This window comes from Variovorax sp. Sphag1AA (assembly GCF_014192575.1).
GTDB lineage: Bacteria > Pseudomonadota > Gammaproteobacteria > Burkholderiales > Burkholderiaceae_C > Variovorax.
On sequence record NZ_JACHYC010000007.1, the window covers coordinates 252,086 to 269,755 of the forward strand.

11 protein-coding genes are annotated in these 17,670 nt (G+C 61.9%); 8 read left to right on the top strand and 3 right to left on the bottom strand.

What is annotated here, in order from left to right; all coding sequences use genetic code 11:
• Positions 1-542: 542 nt before the first annotated feature.
• Positions 543-2,402 (bottom strand): NAD(P)-dependent oxidoreductase, encoded by a 1,860-nt coding sequence (locus tag FHW64_RS27135; RefSeq protein WP_409350652.1) that lies wholly within the window; start codon positions 2,400-2,402, stop codon positions 543-545.
• A 385-nt stretch (positions 2,403-2,787) separates the two neighbouring features.
• On the opposite strand from FHW64_RS27135, the gene FHW64_RS27140 reads away from it, so the two are divergent.
• Positions 2,788-3,798 (top strand): tripartite tricarboxylate transporter substrate binding protein, encoded by a 1,011-nt coding sequence (locus FHW64_RS27140; RefSeq protein WP_184531337.1) that lies wholly within the window; start codon positions 2,788-2,790, stop codon positions 3,796-3,798.
• 168 nt (positions 3,799-3,966) lie between these two features.
• Here the strand turns inward: FHW64_RS27140 and FHW64_RS27145 are convergent, their stop codons facing one another.
• On the bottom strand, positions 3,967-5,709 hold the full coding sequence (locus FHW64_RS27145) for a carboxylesterase/lipase family protein (protein WP_260306388.1): 1,743 nt from the start codon (positions 5,707-5,709) through the stop codon (positions 3,967-3,969).
• A gap of 163 nt (positions 5,710-5,872) precedes the next feature.
• Between FHW64_RS27145 and FHW64_RS27150 the strand changes: the two genes are divergently transcribed.
• From FHW64_RS27150 to FHW64_RS27180, 7 genes are all read left to right on the top strand, one after another.
• Entirely contained in the window at positions 5,873-6,754 is an 882-nt protein-coding gene (locus FHW64_RS27150) for an SDR family NAD(P)-dependent oxidoreductase (protein WP_221220716.1), read from the top strand.
• Between the two features lie 238 nt (positions 6,755-6,992).
• A complete protein-coding gene (locus tag FHW64_RS27155; protein ID WP_184531339.1) occupies positions 6,993-8,204 on the top strand; it encodes an ABC transporter substrate-binding protein in 1,212 nt (403 codons plus the stop codon).
• A gap of 235 nt (positions 8,205-8,439) precedes the next feature.
• On the top strand, positions 8,440-9,768 hold the full coding sequence (locus tag FHW64_RS27160; protein WP_184531340.1) for a TAXI family TRAP transporter solute-binding subunit: 1,329 nt from the start codon (positions 8,440-8,442) through the stop codon (positions 9,766-9,768).
• Between the two features lie 231 nt (positions 9,769-9,999).
• On the top strand, positions 10,000-11,100 hold the full coding sequence (locus FHW64_RS27165; RefSeq protein WP_260306389.1) for an alpha/beta hydrolase: 1,101 nt from the start codon (positions 10,000-10,002) through the stop codon (positions 11,098-11,100).
• A gap of 6 nt (positions 11,101-11,106) precedes the next feature.
• Positions 11,107-12,225 carry a sorbosone dehydrogenase family protein gene (locus tag FHW64_RS27170; RefSeq protein WP_311733373.1) on the top strand — a complete coding sequence of 373 codons (1,119 nt, stop codon included), beginning with the start codon at positions 11,107-11,109 and terminating at the stop codon, positions 12,223-12,225.
• A 259-nt stretch (positions 12,226-12,484) separates the two neighbouring features.
• Positions 12,485-14,854: a membrane-bound PQQ-dependent dehydrogenase, glucose/quinate/shikimate family gene (locus FHW64_RS27175; RefSeq protein ID WP_221210519.1), complete on the top strand. Its 2,370-nt coding sequence runs from the start codon at positions 12,485-12,487 to the stop codon at positions 14,852-14,854.
• A 136-nt stretch (positions 14,855-14,990) separates the two neighbouring features.
• On the top strand, positions 14,991-15,755 hold the full coding sequence (locus FHW64_RS27180) for an SDR family NAD(P)-dependent oxidoreductase (RefSeq protein ID WP_184531521.1): 765 nt from the start codon (positions 14,991-14,993) through the stop codon (positions 15,753-15,755).
• Between the two features lie 133 nt (positions 15,756-15,888).
• On the opposite strand, the gene FHW64_RS27185 is transcribed toward FHW64_RS27180, so the two are convergent.
• Entirely contained in the window at positions 15,889-17,496 is a 1,608-nt protein-coding gene (locus FHW64_RS27185; RefSeq protein WP_184531342.1) for a GMC family oxidoreductase, read from the bottom strand.
• Positions 17,497-17,670: the final 174 nt, after the last annotated feature.

Consider the following 17,670-nt stretch of genomic DNA (forward strand, 5'->3'; position numbering starts at 1 on the left):
GCTTCTCTGCGATCGAAGTTCAAGGCGAACCGGTGCGCGTACATTCGTCCTCCATGCGCGGATTCACGAAAATGATGGTGCGCGTCACACCCTGACGGAAGCAACTGGGCGTGAAGGCCGCCGTGCTCGCAAGCTTCGGGCTGGCGCTGCGCCTGCAGGACATGCCCCAGCCGGTACCGGTCCCTGCCGTGGTTGTACGCACGTCAGTAGCACAGCCGACATTGCTTGTCGGAGCGCGTCTCTCGCAGTGAGCCGCGCACTATGCTCGCGAGCGCCGAGGCTGCGATATGAGACGAGAGTTCTAGAGTGGCGTGCGTGTGTCGCGCCTCTCGTTGCGGAACCCTTTTGGGGCCTCCCCGACTCGCCCGATATTCGGGGTGCAGTCACACCATGCCGCTCGACGTGAAATCACCCCCGGTAGGGTGACGCCTCGGTGGACCGAATCTGTACTCGGTCCGGCCTTTTCGCGGCTCGACCTGACGCTGGAATAGCGACCTTCATTCCAGAAGACCGCTGTACCGTCGAGGTGCCGAGCCGACCACTCAAGATGCGTCGAACTTGAAGCTTGCCATTTCCTCGAAGAGATGCGCCATGTCGTCCAGGTTCGCAGAGCGCCCGAGGTGATTCATGCCGATCTCGAACAAGTTGCGAATCACGCCGGCAATGATCATCGGTGCGCCGCCGTCGATCGCCATGCGCGCGCCGAGACGCAGATCCTTGACCATCAGTTCCAGTTGGAAGTTTGCGGACGTGCCGTGCGTCGCCAAGACCGGCAGGATGCGCTCGGAGCCTGCGTTCCTTCCGGAACTCTGATTGATGACCTCTGCCATCTTCGGCACGGAAAGCCCGTACTTGGCCCCCAACGCAGCGCACTCGTAGGTGATCAGACGATTGGTCGCGGCGATCGATGCATTGACGAGCTTGGCGACATGTCCGTTGCCCGTGTCGCCGCAGTACACAACGTTGGGACTGATCGATTCGAGCACCGCTCGCACTGGCCCGAAGATGTCGATAGGTCCGCCATAGTAGATGGCGATGGTGCCAGCGTCCGCGCCGCGCGGTCCTCCAGCCACCGGTGCGTCCACAAGTGACACGTCGAGCCTCCGCAAGTCATTGGCGATCGCTCGGGCCTCGGTGGGATCACCTGTGGTCTGGTCGACGATGATCTTGCCTGCGGCAAGCCCCTCAGCCAGTCCATTCGGTCCAAAAATGAGCTTGCGAACCACTGCTGAAGTTGGCACGCAAACCATGATCACGTCGCAGGCACGCGCAAGTGACGGCAGATCGGGCTGAACAATCGCCCCTTGAGCCTCCAACTCGCGCGCCAGTTCTGTGCGCACGTCGAAAACGTGCAGCTTCCGTGACAGCAGCATCCTGCGCGCCAGAGCGCCACCCATCACGCCGAGGCCCACATAGCCCACGACAGGTTCTCGCGCGGCGACTTCGGGGAAGTTTTGTGGGGGAGCCTGAACTTGCGGGGCCGGTGCTAGACGTGTGGCCGCCATCGATCCAATCAAGCCAACCACATCCTCCAGGCGTGCCTTTGGACCGAGCGTGTTGACGCCGATCTGCAGCAGGCCTCGGACGACGTTCGAGATGTGCATTGGCACGTCGCATTCCACGCCCAGCGAGGCTGCAAGGTTCAAATCCTTGAGCATCAGCGGCAAAGCCATGTTTGTTGACGTCTTGCCTTGCACTAGCGCTGTCAGCATGTGCTCCGAGGTGTAGTTGCGTCCAGACCCCTTGTTCAGGATATCGGTCATGGACTCGAGCGTAAGACCCATCTTTGTGCCCATGGCCACGACTTCGAGGGTGGATAGCCGACTGCCCGCGTTCATCGCGTTGTTCACCAGTTTCATGGCCTGCGCATCTCCGACCCGCGTGCCACAGCGAATGACCGTGGGGCTGATGGCTTGAAGCAAAGGGAGCGCTTGATGGTAGGCGTCGTCTGGGCCTGATGCCATCACCGTCGCCTTGCCTTGGGCTACAACTTCCGGCGATCCAGAGATCGGTGCGTCGATCATGGCTATGCCTCGCTCGCTCAAGGAACTTGCCAGCGCCCGTGTGTCCCCTGGCATGCCGCTGGTCTGATCGACGAGCAGGTTGCCGGCCGACAACCCCTCGAGGAGCCCGCCCGGAGCAAAGATGGCCTGCTGAACGTCAGGTGTACTCGGCAGGCAGAGGAAGACGACATCACACTGCCGAGCCAGTTCCGCAGCGCTGCTGGCGGCGATCATTTTGCTGGGGAGGGACTCAAGGGTTTTGGGGTTGTTGTCCCAGACGACGATAGAGTGCGTGCTTTTCAGTTGAAGTGCCAGGGCACGGCCCATGGCTCCCAATCCGACATATCCGACCTTCATTCCAGTTCTCCAGTGCATTGATTCGTGTGGGAGGTGATCCATCGTGCAAAACGGGTTTGCCGATTTGAGCGGGGGCAACGCAAGTCCGGTGCCCACTCGAAGCACCGTCACCTTCTGTCGATCGTGACGCGGTGGGTCGAGACATAGGGTCGGCTTATCACGCTGCGTTGGCTGTTCGCCGCTGTCGTCTCTGACGACATGACCGTCTTCGCGACGGACATCGCCTACCCCCTTGGATGCGCTGGCGTTGATTGCATGAGAACGCTACGCAACCTGCGCCGCGATCGGAGCTCGGGCCTCTCTCTTGTGAGCCCCGGTGTTGGCATGACGGTTGCACAGGGCCCCCATGGTGACCGCAAAGCAGATGCGAGGGCGGCAACGCTTCGTATTGCGCACCGACTTCCACAACGACCAATGAGACACTTAAATGAAGCCTAGTCCCTCTTTCGAACCTCATACCGCAGGAGCTTTGCGCCGGCGTGCGGTATGTGCCGCGATCGCCTCGTCGGCTCTTCTTTGGGCAACGCCGGGTCTCGCAGAAGACTATCCCTCGAAGCCCATCAAGCTGATCGTCGCCTACTCGCCTGGAGGCGGGGTTGACTACACCGCGCGCGCGATCGCTCCTCGACTCGGCGAAGCACTCAACACAACGGTCGTCGTCGAGAATAGGGCGGGCGCGAGCGGCACAATCGGGAGCGATTTCGTTGCGCGATCAACGCCAGACGGCTACACGTTGCTCTTCGCACCTGCCAGTTCAATGACTGCCTCACCGCAGGCGATGCCGAAGGCGCCCTACAACGTGTTGACGGACTTCGCGCCGATCAACCTCGTCGGCGACACGCCACTGATACTCGCCGTGCGTCCCGGGCTCGGCGTGAACACGGTGAAGGATCTCCTGCAGCTTTCCCAGAAACAGAAGATCACGCTTGCGTCGGCCGGCGCCGGTGGCTTGACGCATCTGGTGATCGAGTCGCTCAACCTCGCTTCCAAGAACAACATCATCCACGTGCCCTACAAGGGAGGCGGACCGGCGCTGGCCGATGCGGTTGCAGGCCATGTCGACGGCTTGGTTGCGGACTTTCCTCCGTTGGTTCCAATGTTCAAGGAAAAGCGACTCGTTGCAGTCGCAGTCACGAGTCCTAAGCGGACTGAGTTCCTACCGGAGGTCGCCACGGTAGGGGAAGACATTCCGGGCTTTGTCGCCATGAGCTGGTATGGCTTGATGGCTCCTGCCAAGACGCCTCGCAATGTGATTGACAAAGTGAACGCCGCCATCGCCAAGGTCATGGCGCGTGACGACGTTCGCGCTCAGCTGAAAACAGCGTCGGTGTCGCCACGCACGCTCGCCTCGCCGGAAGCGTTTCAAAAATTCGTCGCGGCGGACTACGCCCGCTGGGGCAAGCTTATCCGGGAAACGCACATCGTCACCACAGAGTGATGCGCTCGAGAGTCGCCCCCATAGGGGCGATACCGAGGGATGGCTAGACCCGAGCTAAATCTTGTGGGCCAAGTGCCAGAGGATGCCAGAGGGGTATTCCTAGAGGCTCCCCTCGGCTTGTCGATAAAGCGCCGGCAGACGCCGGCGTTTCTTCTCTCAGAATCAGGCTCAGTACTGCAGTTGCGCGTCGAAGAAGTCGCACTTGTGGTCCGCTCGGAAAGCAGCAACTGACTTGCTCGACATCGGGATGTCCTGAACCAGGTATCGCCCATCGTTGCCCTCGTTGAGTCGCGGCCAAGGAGCATCCCCACTTCCGTTGGGATTGCCGGTATCCGCGAAATGGGTCCAAGCGGCGATCATCTGATGTGAGAGCTTTTCCTCATCAGAGTTCAGACCTCGTGGCATGCCCGACATCTGGTCGAGATTGACGCCCAGCTCGCCGCCATGGAACCCCGTGAATAGAAACTGGATGTCGATTGTGTGCGAGGCGCCCGGCTTGTAGCCAGGCATCTTCGGCAAATAGAACGGCGCATTGCGATAGGCGAAGTCGTACGCGTAGGTCGGAACCTGTGGTGCCAGCCTCTGCAAAACGTGAAGTTCGGCGCACCTCGCCGCGTCGGTGCTGATGCGCTGGTAGGCGATCATTGGATCGCCGTTGTGGTCCGACAAGGGGTATTGCTCGGCGATGCCTTCGGGCATTTTCCGATTGGCATTGCAGTAGATGCAGAAGGCCCCCGGTGCCGTCATAGAGGGGTACTGCGATGCGGAGATGGGTGCTTGGGGTGGCCCCGAGAAATACTCGTTGATGCCCGTGAAGAAGGTCACCTCATCTCGGACGGAACCGCCCATCACCGGCATGCGATTGAACTTTCCCGAAACCCACGCCTCTTCGGGCTGCATGGGAACGATCGTTCCATCGACGAAGGGGCGACCAATTACATAGGATCCACCCGCGGTTGGGGTGCCCTGCAATTGAAGGATGCGAGCCACCGACAGACCCCGAAGGCACTTGGCCGTTGCAGAGTCGGAACCAGGGCAGCCGGCAGCTACGGCGAATCCGGTGCCGGCGGTGAGAGCGGTTGCCGCCGAGGGTGTCCAAGCGAAGAAGGCCGGTGAACTCTGCAGGATCGCCCGATTGAAGAGGCCCTTGGCGGAGGGCGATATCAGGTTGGCGCCAACGTCGTAGGCTCCCGCGGATTGTCCGCCCAATGCCACCTTCGATGGATCGCCGGCAAATCGAGCGATGTTCTGCTGGACCCAAAGCAAGGCAGCCTGCTGGTCGAGCGTCTGGTAGTTGCCCCAAGGATGCCCCTCGGTATTGAGCGCAGGATGCGACAGCGTTCCCAGTAGACCGAGGCGGTAGTTGAAGGTGACCACCACTGCGTCGATGCCATCCGTCCCGCCGGTAGCCAGCTTCGTCGCGTCGTAGTCCTTGGCCGCGCCCGTGAAGTTTCCGCCTCCATGGATCCAGACGATGACGGGCTTTGCGGCTTTCCCGCCTGTCTTGCCCGTGGTGTAGACGTTGAGATAGAGGCAGTCCTCTTGGATGCTTGCCGGGCCCGCGAAAGGACCGAGGGTCGTAACCTGGGCACAGCTGGCCGTCGGCTTCGAGGCTTCGCGAATCCCCTGCCAAGGCTTCGGAGGCTGAGGAGGCTGCCAGCGCAGTTCGCCGACAGGGGGGGCGGCGTATGGAATGCCGCGATAGACGTTCACCCCGTTTTCCCTCACACCGCGAACGGCGCCCCCAGTGGTAGTGACGATGGGCGAGGTGTACTCACTTCTCGGTTGTGGGGCTGCGATGGAGGACACCGCGCCAAGCGCGGCGAGCGCAAGCGAGGCGCCCATCATCACTTTGCGGGTGTACCGCGGATAGAGCCGTTCGTGAGGAACGAAGAAGCTGCTTGAGATCATACTTGTCGCCGTTCTGGTTGGTTGCCTCGGCTCTCCGGCGCGAGGTGCGCGGATAAGGCAGCTTTCATGCCATCTCCGATGGCGCGCCAAAGGCCCGCTGTGTGCGCCGGCAACACATGTCCGTAGAAAAGACGTCAAGAGCTCGTTGAGTCCGGAAGGCAGCGTGCGCAAGTCTTTGTGTTCGCGTATCCGTCGCGGCAACCTCATGGCATCGCAATTGCTCATGTCTGATCAAGTTAAACGCAGACACGGAACAGGAACGCGGATGGACGAGAAGATATTTCGATTGGACAACCGGATCGCAGTGGTCACGGGCGGCAGCGGAGGCATCGGCGCAGCCATCTGCAAGCTCTTCGCGAAGGTCGGCGCGAGCGTCGCGTGTATCGATCTGGACACCGAACGAGTCAACGCAACCGCTGCAGCCATCGAGGCCGAGGGCGGGCGGGCGATCGCCATCACGTGCGACGTGAGTTCAGAGGCACAAACCTTGGACGCCGTGCAGCGCTTGGTGGCGGAACTGGGTAAGCCCACGGTCCTGGTTAACAGCATCGCGGCGCTGGATCGAAGCGGAAGCATCTTGGAGATCGACCTGGCCGAATGGGAGAAGGTCCATCGGGTGAATCTGACCGGCTCGTTCCTGATGTCTCGCGCCGTACTGCCGTGGATGGTCGAAGCTGGTGGCGGGTCCGTGATCCATGTTTCCTCGATGAACGCCCACGTAGCCGCGCCCGGCCGGGTTTCATACGCTTCGACCAAATCGGCGCTGTTGCAACTCGGTCGTGTGATGGCAGTCGACCATGCCGCCCAAGGCGTGCGTGTCAACATCCTCTCGCCCGGTCCGGTGGACACCGTTCGGATCAGTTTTCGCCAGCAAGGTCATTCGGAGGCGGAGAAGAAGGCCTCCCTCGATCGCTACCTGCTCAAGCGTCTTGGGAGACCGGAGGAAGTCGCGGCTGCGGCACTGTTCCTGGCGAGCGATGCATCATCCTTCGTGACCGGCTCGGAACTGGCGGTAGATGGAGGATGCACCATCTACAAGGGATGACCGCGGCGGGGGCCAAAGGCAATCGTCACCCGACCGCCATCTCGCTGGTCTCTGTCGCTGTGCCTCGGCCTTGCCGGTCAAGAGGGTCGACCGTGGCGGTCCCACGGGTGACGAATCGTTCAACGCCCGCGTGAGTCTTCGATTCGAAGATTCAGCGCCGGCTTTCCGCGCGGCACGCTTCTTGCCGATCTGTCGTCGAGACAAACCCTCCGGCCACCAGAAGATCAAGGACACCACGATGAAGCACGGATCTCGAGTCGCAGCCCTCACACTTGCCATTGCGTCAACCTCCGGCCCCGTCGCGGCCCAGATATCCGATGACGTCGTAAGGATCGGCGTGATCGTCGATATGACCGGCGTGTATTCCGCCAATGGAGGGCGGGGCGTCGTGCGAGCCGTCGAGCTTGCAGTCAAGGATTTCGGTGGCAAGGTGCAAGGCAAGCCGATCGAAGTCGTCACCGCCGACTACCAGAACAAGGTAGATGTTGCCGCGTCGAAGGTTCGCGAATGGTTCGATGTCGACAAGATCGACCTCGTCATCGAGTCGACGGACTCGGCGGCGGCCATCTCGATGCAAAAGGTTGCAGCCGACAAGAAGAAGCCCATCATCTTCGCTGGCTCCGCGTCCACGGCGCTCACCAACAAGGAATGTTCTGCCTACGGGATTCACTGGGTGTACGACACCTTCGCCCTCGCCACCGGAACTGCCCGCGCGGTGATGGAGGAAGGGGGTACGTCCTGGTATTTCATCACGGCCGACTACGCGTTCGGTCAGTCCCTGGAGCGAGACACGACCAACGTAGTCCAAGCCATGGGTGGAAAGATCCTCGGCACATCCAGGCACCCGCTCAACGCGCCGGACCTCGCTTCCTTCCTGCTTCAGGCGCAAGCGTCCAAGGCCAAGGTCGTTGGGCTTGCGAATGCGGGCAAGGACACTCAGAACTCCATTCGCCAGGCCGCCGAGTTCGCCATCACGAAAAACCAGACACTTGCGACCTTGCTGATGTTCGACACCGATGTCAAAGGGCTCGGCCTGAACGCTGCTCAGGGAATGCTCTTCACCACGGGCTTTTACTGGGACAGGAACCAGGAGTCCCGAGACTTCTCACGGCGATTCTTCGAGATCCACAAGGCGATGCCGACGATGATCCAGGCTGGCGCCTACTCGGCGACCATGCACTATCTGAAGGCGGTCGAGAGCCAGAAGACCGATTCTGCGGACGTTGTCGTCAAACAGATGCGTGAGACACCCGTCAATGATTTCTTCGCCGCCAACGGAAAGATTCGGGCGGACGGCCGCATGGTGCATGACATGTACCTGGCACAGGTCAAGACCCCGGCCGAGTCGAAGAATGAGTGGGACATCATCAAGATCCGGCGAACTATCTCAGGGGATGAGGCCTTCCAGCCGTTGTCGGCGAGTACCTGTCCCCTGGTGTCCAAGAGCTAGCTAGCGCAGGCTCCCGTTTCGGGGGCATCGGGCTGCCGCGAGCGCGCGACCGCCCGTCGTGGTCGTGTGCCAGGGTCACGTCGAGGAGCTTCGCTGATGGCGTTTCCGGGTAGAGACGCCGGGCGAGCTTCCATGTGTGGATAGACTTCCTGATCGCGCGCGATCCTCGCAGCGACGAGAGGCGTAGGGCGCCCATGGTGTCGACTTCGTACGCCAACCCCGAAGGTGCAGTCAGATGCGGCTATTGGCTTGGAAACCCTCGACCTTTTTCATCCTGTGGGCGATCGTGGTCGTCAGCGTTCTGTGCGCTCTCTATCGTTGGGTGGATCCATTGCCGCCGCGCCAGTTCGCCATTGCGGCGGGCATTCCCGGTACGACCTACGACGTCTATGCCAGAAGGTATGCGGCAATCCTCGCACGCGACGGCGTCGAGTTGAAGGTCCGGAACTATCCAAGCGCAATCCAGCACTTCGATGCTTTGCGTGACAAGAACTCCGGCGTCCAGGCGGCGCTGACGAACTTCGGCTTCACGCAGGCGAACGACGCAGCCGTCCTCCATTCACTCGGCGGAATCTCGGACACGCCGGTCTTCATCTTCTTCAAGGGGATGGAGCCACCGGAACGACTTTCCCAACTGCGAGGCAAGCGGATTTCCATCGGCCTTCCGGGGTCTGCCTTGCGCGCGTTGGTGCTCGACGTTCTGCGGACCACCGGGGCATGGGACGATTCCATCGGGCTTTCGAACCTTGACTATGCCGACGCCCTGCAGGCCTTGGAGGATGGGATGCTCGACTTGGTGATGATCCCGGCCCAGTATGACGATGCATTGATCCTCCACGCACTGGACATGGCCGATATGCATCTCATGAACGTCGCGCAAGCCGAGGCGATTTCCAAGACGGTTCCCGGTTTGAAGCATGTCGTACTCTCGCGCGGGCTGATCAGCCTCAGTCGCGATGTTCCAAGCGCGGACGTGAGCATGCTTGCGCTGCAGAATCGATTGCTGGTACGCAACGACCTTCATCCTGCGCTGCAGTACCTGCTGCTTCGGGCGATGCGCGAGGTGCATGGTGGACCGGGACCCTTGAATCGCCTCGGCGAGTTCCCAGCCGAGCAGGCCGGCGACTTGCCGCTCTCGCCGACGGCGCAGGCCTTCTACCGCTCCGGGCCGGGCTTGTGGCAGCAGTACACGTCGTTCTGGCTCTCCTCCCTGCTCAATCGAATCGGATTTTTCGTCATTCCAGTTGTCGCGACCTTGATTCCACTGCTTGGGCTCGCGCCGAGAATCTACAGGTGGCTTCACCTTCGCCTGCTCGGTCGATGGCATCGAGTCCTGACGGATCTCGAAAGCGAAATGGCACCGCGCGGCGAGGATGCTGATTGGGATGCTGTGAGAAGGCGCATCGTTGAGATCGACCTTGAGATCAGGAAGCTTCGACTCCCGCGCGCTTACGAGTCCGAACTGCACTTGCTTCGTCTCCATCTGCGCGTGGTGGGGGAATTGCTGGACAACCGTGCCGCCTCGGCGGAAGGAACTCGGACGAAACCAGCAACCGAAGCATGACGCTCGGTCGAACGGACCGGATCGCAACCGGCCATTGGCTTCTCGCCGCCGCTCGTGATTCGCGGTGCGGGATCGATGCGATCTGAAGTCACCTTCTTAGTCCACCGGCGATCAGTGGTCTGCCAACTGCATTCATGCGTACCAGTCATAGCGGCATGCGGATTCAGCCATCTAGTCTCAGGAGTCGCACAGACTTAAATTTCACTGAATGCTCCCTGCCGGTGCGACGGCATGATCTTCGCGGTCGACCAGAGGCTTCAAGCCGGCAGGATGGCTTCTTCTTCAATCAGCTTCGGAAGAAACTTGAAAATGTCGCCACTGAAACGATCTGCCGTCTCCGCGGCCATCCTGCTCTCCCTCTCCGCAGTCACGTGCGGAGCCAGTGCGACCAGTGTGGCGGAGGGCGAGAACGCCGCGGGCGCGATGAAGGTCTCGTTCAACAATCGAGCGATCGTGATGGCGGGTAACCTCTACACACCCCCAAACTACGATCGCAGCAAGAGGTATCCGGCGATCGTCGTGACGCACCCTTGGGGCGGGGTGAAGGAGCAAACGGCCGGTCTGTACGCGCAGAAGCTTGCCGAAAAGGGTTTCGTGACCTTGGCGTTCGATGCCTCCCACTACGGCGAAAGCGGGGGAGAGCCGCGCGACCTCGAGAATCCTTCGGATCGTGTCCAGGATATACGCAGTGCGATCGGGTATCTGAGCAATCTGCCTCAGGTCGATGCGAACCGCATCGGGGCGTTGGGTATCTGTGCGGGTGGCGGCTACACGCTCGACGAAGCTCAGACCGACCTTCGTGTGAAGGCGGTGGCCGGCGTGGTGAGCTACGACATCGGAGCCGCGACGAGAGAGGGTATTGAGGGGATGCCTGTTTCGCGTCAGGATCGCCTCAACATCCTTGCGAACGTCGATCGGCAACTCAACAAGGAGGCCGCGGGCGAAACCGTTCTCGTGGAGCAACTCATTCCGGGGCGCGAGAAGTGGACGGACCAGACGCCGGGGTTCTTTCGCGAGGCCTACGACTATTACCTTACGCCGCGAGGCGCTCATCCGGGCGCCAGGAACCAATATGTGGTGACGAGCCCTGGCTTGCACATGGCGTACTTTCCGTTCTCGCAGATGGAAGCGATTTCGCCTCGCCCGTTGCTGCTGATCGCAGGGGGCAAGGCCGAGACGCTCAAGTTCAGCCAGGACGCGTTCGAGAAGGCGAAGCAGCCGAAAGAACTGATGGTGATCCCCGGGGCTTCGCATTTCGATCTCTACGACAAGCCCCAGTACGTGACGCCGGCGGTGGCCAAACTGGCCGATTTCTTTGGGAAGAATCTGTAGGCTCGCGTGCCGCCGCGCGACGATGCAACGCGTGAACGGAAGGATGCAGGAATGAAGTGGCGGCGCCCCATCGCCCAGTGGATCTTTGCAGCAAGCTGTTGCCCGCTTGCTGGCGCGTTGGCGCAAGAGCCGGGAAAAGGCTTGCCTCTGCAGCAAATGGCCACAAAGAACTGGGTGGTGGACGTCGTCGCGCGCGACCTGGACTATCCGTGGGACATCGAGCAAGCGGGCGAACAGCTTCTCGTCACAGAAGCTGCCGGCAATATCGTCACCATCGAACGCGGCCGACTCATGCGTCGCATGTTGAAGACCTCGGATCCAATCGCCCGGGAGGGCGGCGCAGGCCTGTTGGGCATGGCGCTCGCCAAGGACTTCCGACAGAGCGGTGTCGCTTACCTGTACCACTCGTACCGGTCCGAAGCAGGCCTTAGCAACAAGGTGATCGAGGCGCACTTCGATGGCAACGCGTGGCGAGAGACGCGGGTGCTGCTTTCCGGCATCCCGGGGCACCGCCTCTACAACGGAGGCCGTATTGCCATTGGGCCCGACGGCTTGCTCTATGTCACGACCGGGTGGACAGAGAGCCGTCAGCGCCCGCAGGACCTGCACAGCCTCGCCGGCAAGGTCCTTCGCATGATGCTCAACGGCCAGGTGCCGAAGGACAACCCGTTTCCGGCTTCGTATGTCTACTCCTATGGCCACCGCAATCCTCAAGGCCTGGCTTGGGACTCGCGGGGCGTGCTCCACGTGGTCGAGCACGGCCAGTCGGGTCACGATGAAATCAATATCGTCAAGGCTGGCCTGAACTACGGGTGGCCGTTGGTCGAGGGAAGTGCAAGCCGCGCCGGAATGGAACCCGCTTGGCTCGAATCGGGCAACGACACCTGGGCGCCATCGGGTGCTGCCTTTGCGGGCGATGACTTGCTCGTCGCGGCGCTCGGGGCGCGTGGACTCTACGTCGCGGATGAATCGCGCAAGTCCCTGAGGCCGCTGTTCAGATCGGACGATCGCATTCGAGATGTCTTGCCGGTAGGACGAGACATCTACGTGATCACGACTAACCGTTCGCCTCGGGCCGAAGGGCCTTCCAGCGACCGATTGCTTCGCCTGTCGCCGCGTCGTTGACGGTCGCCGCATCGCCGCTGTCATTCATGAGCCCAGGTCATGGGGGCGTGCGGCCTTAGCGGCTTTATCTCGTGCGATGTGCGGCTTCCAATGGAACCTCGCTTTTTGCCGAGTGCACTTGACGTGTGACCTCGGCTCAGGCGCAGGCCTTCCTCTGACGATGCACCGGTCTGGCTGGAAGTGCCCTACCCGCGCCGACTTCCGATCTCAACACCCGATGGCAATGAAAAACCCTTTGAACGTCCACGAATCCTCTCCAATGCGCTGGCTCTGGCGGGGCTACGCGATTTTGCTGGTGATCGTCGGTGCAGTTCTCGCAGTTGGTGGCGCCGTGCTTGTCAGTGAAGGCGGATCGCTCTACTACGTCCTGACTGGGTTGGCGATCGGGGCGAGCGGTATCCTGCTCTGGCGCGGCAATGGGCTCGCGCACTGGGCGTACTGCGCCATGCTGGCCGGAACGCTGGCATGGGCGGTCTATGAAGTGCGTTTCGATCCGTGGGGGCTGGTAGCTCGGCTCGCGACGCCGTTGGTGCTCGGACTTCCGATGTTGCTCGGATGGTGGCGTGCTTCCAGACGCAGCGCAAGCCATCCTCGCCGGAGGGGCCTCTGGCCTGTGGTCGTGAGCGCGATGGTCCTTGCGCCCTTGGTAGGCATTGGCCTTCGAAGCATGGGCCCGAGCCTGCCCGTTGATCCCTTGTGGGAACGCGGCGCCGCAGCCGCGGTGCCTCAGCCGCTCGCACAACCACTTGCGAGCACGCCGGGCAGCGATTGGCAACACTACGGCAACGATCAAGGGGGCACGCGGTTCAGCCCGCTGGCTCAGATCACGCCGCAGAACGTGGACAAACTCGAGGTCGCGTGGGAGGCGGACGTGGGGCCTTTTGAAGGCGTGCGCGGCAGCCTGCAGACCACGCCCATCAATGTGGGCGACTCCCTCTATGTCTGCAACGGGCACAACGTGGTTGTGGCGCTGGACGCCGAGACCGGGCGCGAACGGTGGCGCTACGCGATGAGTGATGCGGGACTGCCATCGGGCAAGCCTTGCCGCGGCGTGTCGTACTACCGGGTGCCGCAGGCACGGGGAGCCTGCACCGAGCGAATCCTGGCAACCAGCCAGACGCCGGAACTATTCGCGCTCGATGCCGCCACGGGGCTGCCCTGCTCTGGCTTCGGTGAGCGGGGGCGCGTCAAGCTTCTTGAGGGGCTCGGAGACGTGCCAGCCGGGTACCACTACGTCAGCTCGGCGCCGCAAGTCGTTCGCGGCAACGTTGTGCTCGGCGGAGCCATCATGGACGGGCAGTATTGGGGCGAGCCTTCCGGCGTCATTCGTGCCTTTGATGCCGTGACCGGCCAGCTTCGCTGGGCCTTCGATGCCGGCCGGCCTGACCGTCGTGGTGCGCCTCCACCGGGCGAGAGCTACACCGCTGCTACGCCGAACAGTTGGGCGCCGATCAGCGCCGACGAGTCGCTGGGCCTGGTGTACCTGCCCATGGGAAATGCCACGCCGGATTTCTATGGGGCGCAACGGCGGCCGTTTGACGACGATGTCGCAAGTTCGGTGATTGCCCTTGACGCCGAGACCGGCCAGCGCCGCTGGCGCTTCCAGACTCTGCATCACGACATCTGGGACTACGACGTACCCTCGCAGCCCACGCTGATCGATTTCCCCACCTCGAATGGCGTGCGTCATGCGTTGGTCCAACCGACAAAGCGCGGCGAGATCTTCGTGCTCGACCGTGAGACCGGTGAGCCGATCAAGGCTGTCGAGGAACGTCCAGTCCCGCAGCACGGCGCCCTGCCTGGCGAACGTGTGTCTCCCACGCAGCCGTTTTCGACCGACATGCCCTCGTTCCGCGGCGCCAAGCTGCGAGAGGCCGACATGTGGGGACTGACGCCATTCGACCAACTGGCCTGCCGCATTCTCTTCCGGCGTGCCAACTACGAAGGCACCTTGACACCGGTCTCATTGAATCGGACGACGCTCTTCGATCCTGGCTATTCGGGTGGCATCAACTGGGGCAGCGTGTCGATCGATGTTGACCGTGGGATCATGATGGTCAACTGGATGCGGCTGCCCAGCGTCGTCGAGGTCTTCTCGCGCGAAGAGGCAAGGAGGCGTGGGCTAGAGCGCTTCGATGGTACCAAGGGCCAGGGCGCAGCCGCGGCGCCACAGGAGAACACGCCCTACGCTGCAAAGAATGGACAGTTCTTGTCCCCGCTCGGCGTGCCTTGCAGCGCACCGCCATGGGGTCTTCTCACAGCCGTGGATCTTCAGGGTGGCCAGGTCATCTGGAGCAAGCCGCTTGGGAACGGCCGCGACAGCGGACCGCTGGGCATGCGAACGCATTCGCCCTTCACGATGGGAGTACCAAACAGCGGGGGCACCGTGACCACGCGCGGTGGTTTGACCTTCATCGGTGCCACCGTGGACAGCATGTTTCGTGCTTTCGACACGGCTACGGGTGAACAACTCTGGCAGTCCGACCTGCCCGGGGCCGGCATGGCGACGCCAATGAGTTACCAGTCTCCGACTAGCGGCAGACAGTTCGTCGTCATCGCTGCAGGCGGCCGCGCGTCGCTCAAGACTCGACTCAGCACCAAGATCGTCGCCTACGCGCTGCCCAAGTGAACTCGTCCCGCGCTGACTTGATCTTCAAGGGAGCATTGATGAATCTGCCTCGTGAGTCCGTGCGCCAAGGCGCCTTTATCCGCGAATGGGCAAGGTCTACAGTCTCTCTTCCGCCGCAGTTGGCGTGGGATCAATCATGAATATTTCGTTTGAAAACAAGGTGGCACTTGTCACTGGGGCTGGATCTGGTTTGGGCCTTGCGGCCGCGCGTGCGTTTGCGCAATCCGGAGCGGCCGTGGTACTCGCAGATTGGGACGAAGCGTCGGTGCTGTCCGCGGCCGATCAGTTGGCGAAAGAGGGCCACAGCGCTCTCGGCATTCGATGTGACGTGTCGGACGAGGCCGCGGTGAAAGAGATGGTCGAGCGAACCGTGGAGCGCTTTGGCCGGCTCGACGCCGCCTACAACAATGCCGGCGTCCAGAACGTGCTGGCCGAGACGGCTGACGCAACGCGAGAAGACTTTGATCGCGTGATGTCCATCAACTTGCGCGGAGTCTGGAACTGCATGAAGTTTGAGCTTCAACAGATGCGAAAGCAGGGCAGTGGATCCATTGTGAATTGTTCCTCTCTCGGAGGACTCGTCGGTGGCGCGGAGCGTGGCACCTATCATGCCGCCAAGCACGGCGTGCTGGGGCTGACCAAGAGCGCGGCGCTCGAGTACGCAGCACGGGGCATTCGCATCAACGCCATCTGTCCGGGATTGATCTGGACTCCGATGGCCGACCAGATGGTCGCATCCGGCCAGGCCGATGCGTTGAATGCGTTGCTCAACGCTGTGCCCATGGGGCGCTATGGGCGGCCCGAGGAGATCGCGGACATGGTGCTTTTCCTCTGCAGCGAAGCTTCGAGCTACGTGAGTGGGCAATCGATCTCGGTGGACGGCGGCTTCATCATGCGCTGAGGGGCTGCAGCACGCCTGATCGCATCTCCCGCCGAATCGGTGCGGTCAGGCGAAGAGCATCCGATTCGACCCCGGCCATGCCGCCGTTCAACTGAACGTTCTTCGGCCGGCCGGATCGCGGAACTCCCATCACTCAAATCTTCTTCGCATCAGCGCGAATCAGGTCTGCGGCCTTCTCCCCGATCATGATGGACGGCGCATTCGTATTGCCGGCGGTGACGGTCGGCATGATCGACGCGTCCGCCACGCGCAGTCGCTTCACACCGCGCACGCGCAAGCGTTCGTCCACGACAGCCATCGGGTCGTTGCCCATCTTGCAGGACCCGGCCGGATGGAAGGCGCAGTTTCCTTCGCGCCGGAGATAGTCCAGAAGTTGGTCATCCGTGTCCGCGGCAGGGCCTGGTGTCAACTCCTCGAGGACGCGGGCAGCAAGCGGCTGGGAGGCAAGGATTGCGCGGATCTTGCGCAGTCCTGAGATCATCGCCCGCACGTCGGCCGGCTCAGCGAGGAAGTTGGGTACGAACGCGGGCGCTTCCAGGGGGTCGCGCGAACGAAGCCTCACCTCGCCACGGGAAGCAGGACGGGTGTTGTAGACCGACGCGCTGACGGCATCGATGTCGTCAATATCGACCTTGCCGTTGGGGTGGTGGGTGAAAGTCATCGGTCGGAAGCTGATCTCGAGATCGGCGTACTCGGCCTCAGGAGAACTCCTGACGAAGGCGGCGGCCATCGAAGAGGCCAGGGCAAGGTAGCCGCTCTTCGTCGCTACATAGCGAGCTCCTTCAGCGTACTTTCGCCAGCCGGCCAGGGCTCGGTTGTAAGAGCTCTCCGGTGTTGATCTCGCCTGCACACGGGCAACGAAATGATCCTGCAGATTCTTGCCGACGCCCGGCAGGTCGACGAGGGTTTCAATGGCGTGCGCATGCAGCGCTTCCCCATCACCGATGCCGGAGAGCATCAGGACCTGGGGCGAGTTGAGCGCGCCGGCCGAAATCACGACTTCCCGGCCCGCGCCAATAGTGCGGACCTGGCCCCCCTGCAAGACTTCCACGCCAGTGGCTTGGCCGTTCTCCAGGATCACTCGCCGAACGTGCACGTCCGATTCGACAACGAGATTGGGGCGGCTGCGCACGGGCGCGATATAGGAATCGTAGGCGGACTGCCGAATACCGTCGCGGATGCTCGCGGGCAGGAAGCCCACGGATTCCGGCTCTGTGCCGTTCGGCATTTCCACGTGGGGCACTCCGATACGTCGGGCAGCTTCGATGAAGTCGACTGCGGTCGGATGCTTGACGACCGGCTCGGACACCGTAAGCGGGCCATTGTTGCCGAGCAATGGGCTTGCGAGCGCGCCGTAATTTTCGAGGCGTTTGAAGTAGGGAAGAACATCGTCCCAACCCCAGCCCTGATTCCCCAGATCGCGCCACTGGTCAAAGTCGCGGGAATTGCCGCGCACGTACACCATCCCGTTGATCGCGCCGCTTCCACCCAGCGCCTTGCCCCGTGGGAAGTACACGCGGCGGTCGTGCAACGTCGGAACTGGCTCGGTGAAGTACCCCCAGTTGTAGCGCTTGTTCTTGAAGAGCTTTGCCATGCCGGCCGGCGTGCGAATCCAGAATTCATTCGCCGGCGGGCCCGCCTCCAGAAGCAGCACTCTCACCGCAGGGTCATCGGAAAGGCGTCGAGCGACGGCGCAGCCAGCGGAGCCGGCTCCGATGATGATGTAGTCATATTTTTGCAAGTTTCCCTCGCTTGTACATACGGGCCGCAATCAGGAAGCATGCGCTTGCCTGTGCATGCCGGCCTGATCATTCAGCGTTTCAATTCCTACCTCAGGTGCAATAAGCGCGCCTGTGCAGATTCCTTCAGCAAGCCCCCGCAAGGGCTCGATTGCCAAGGTAACGCCCGATCGGAA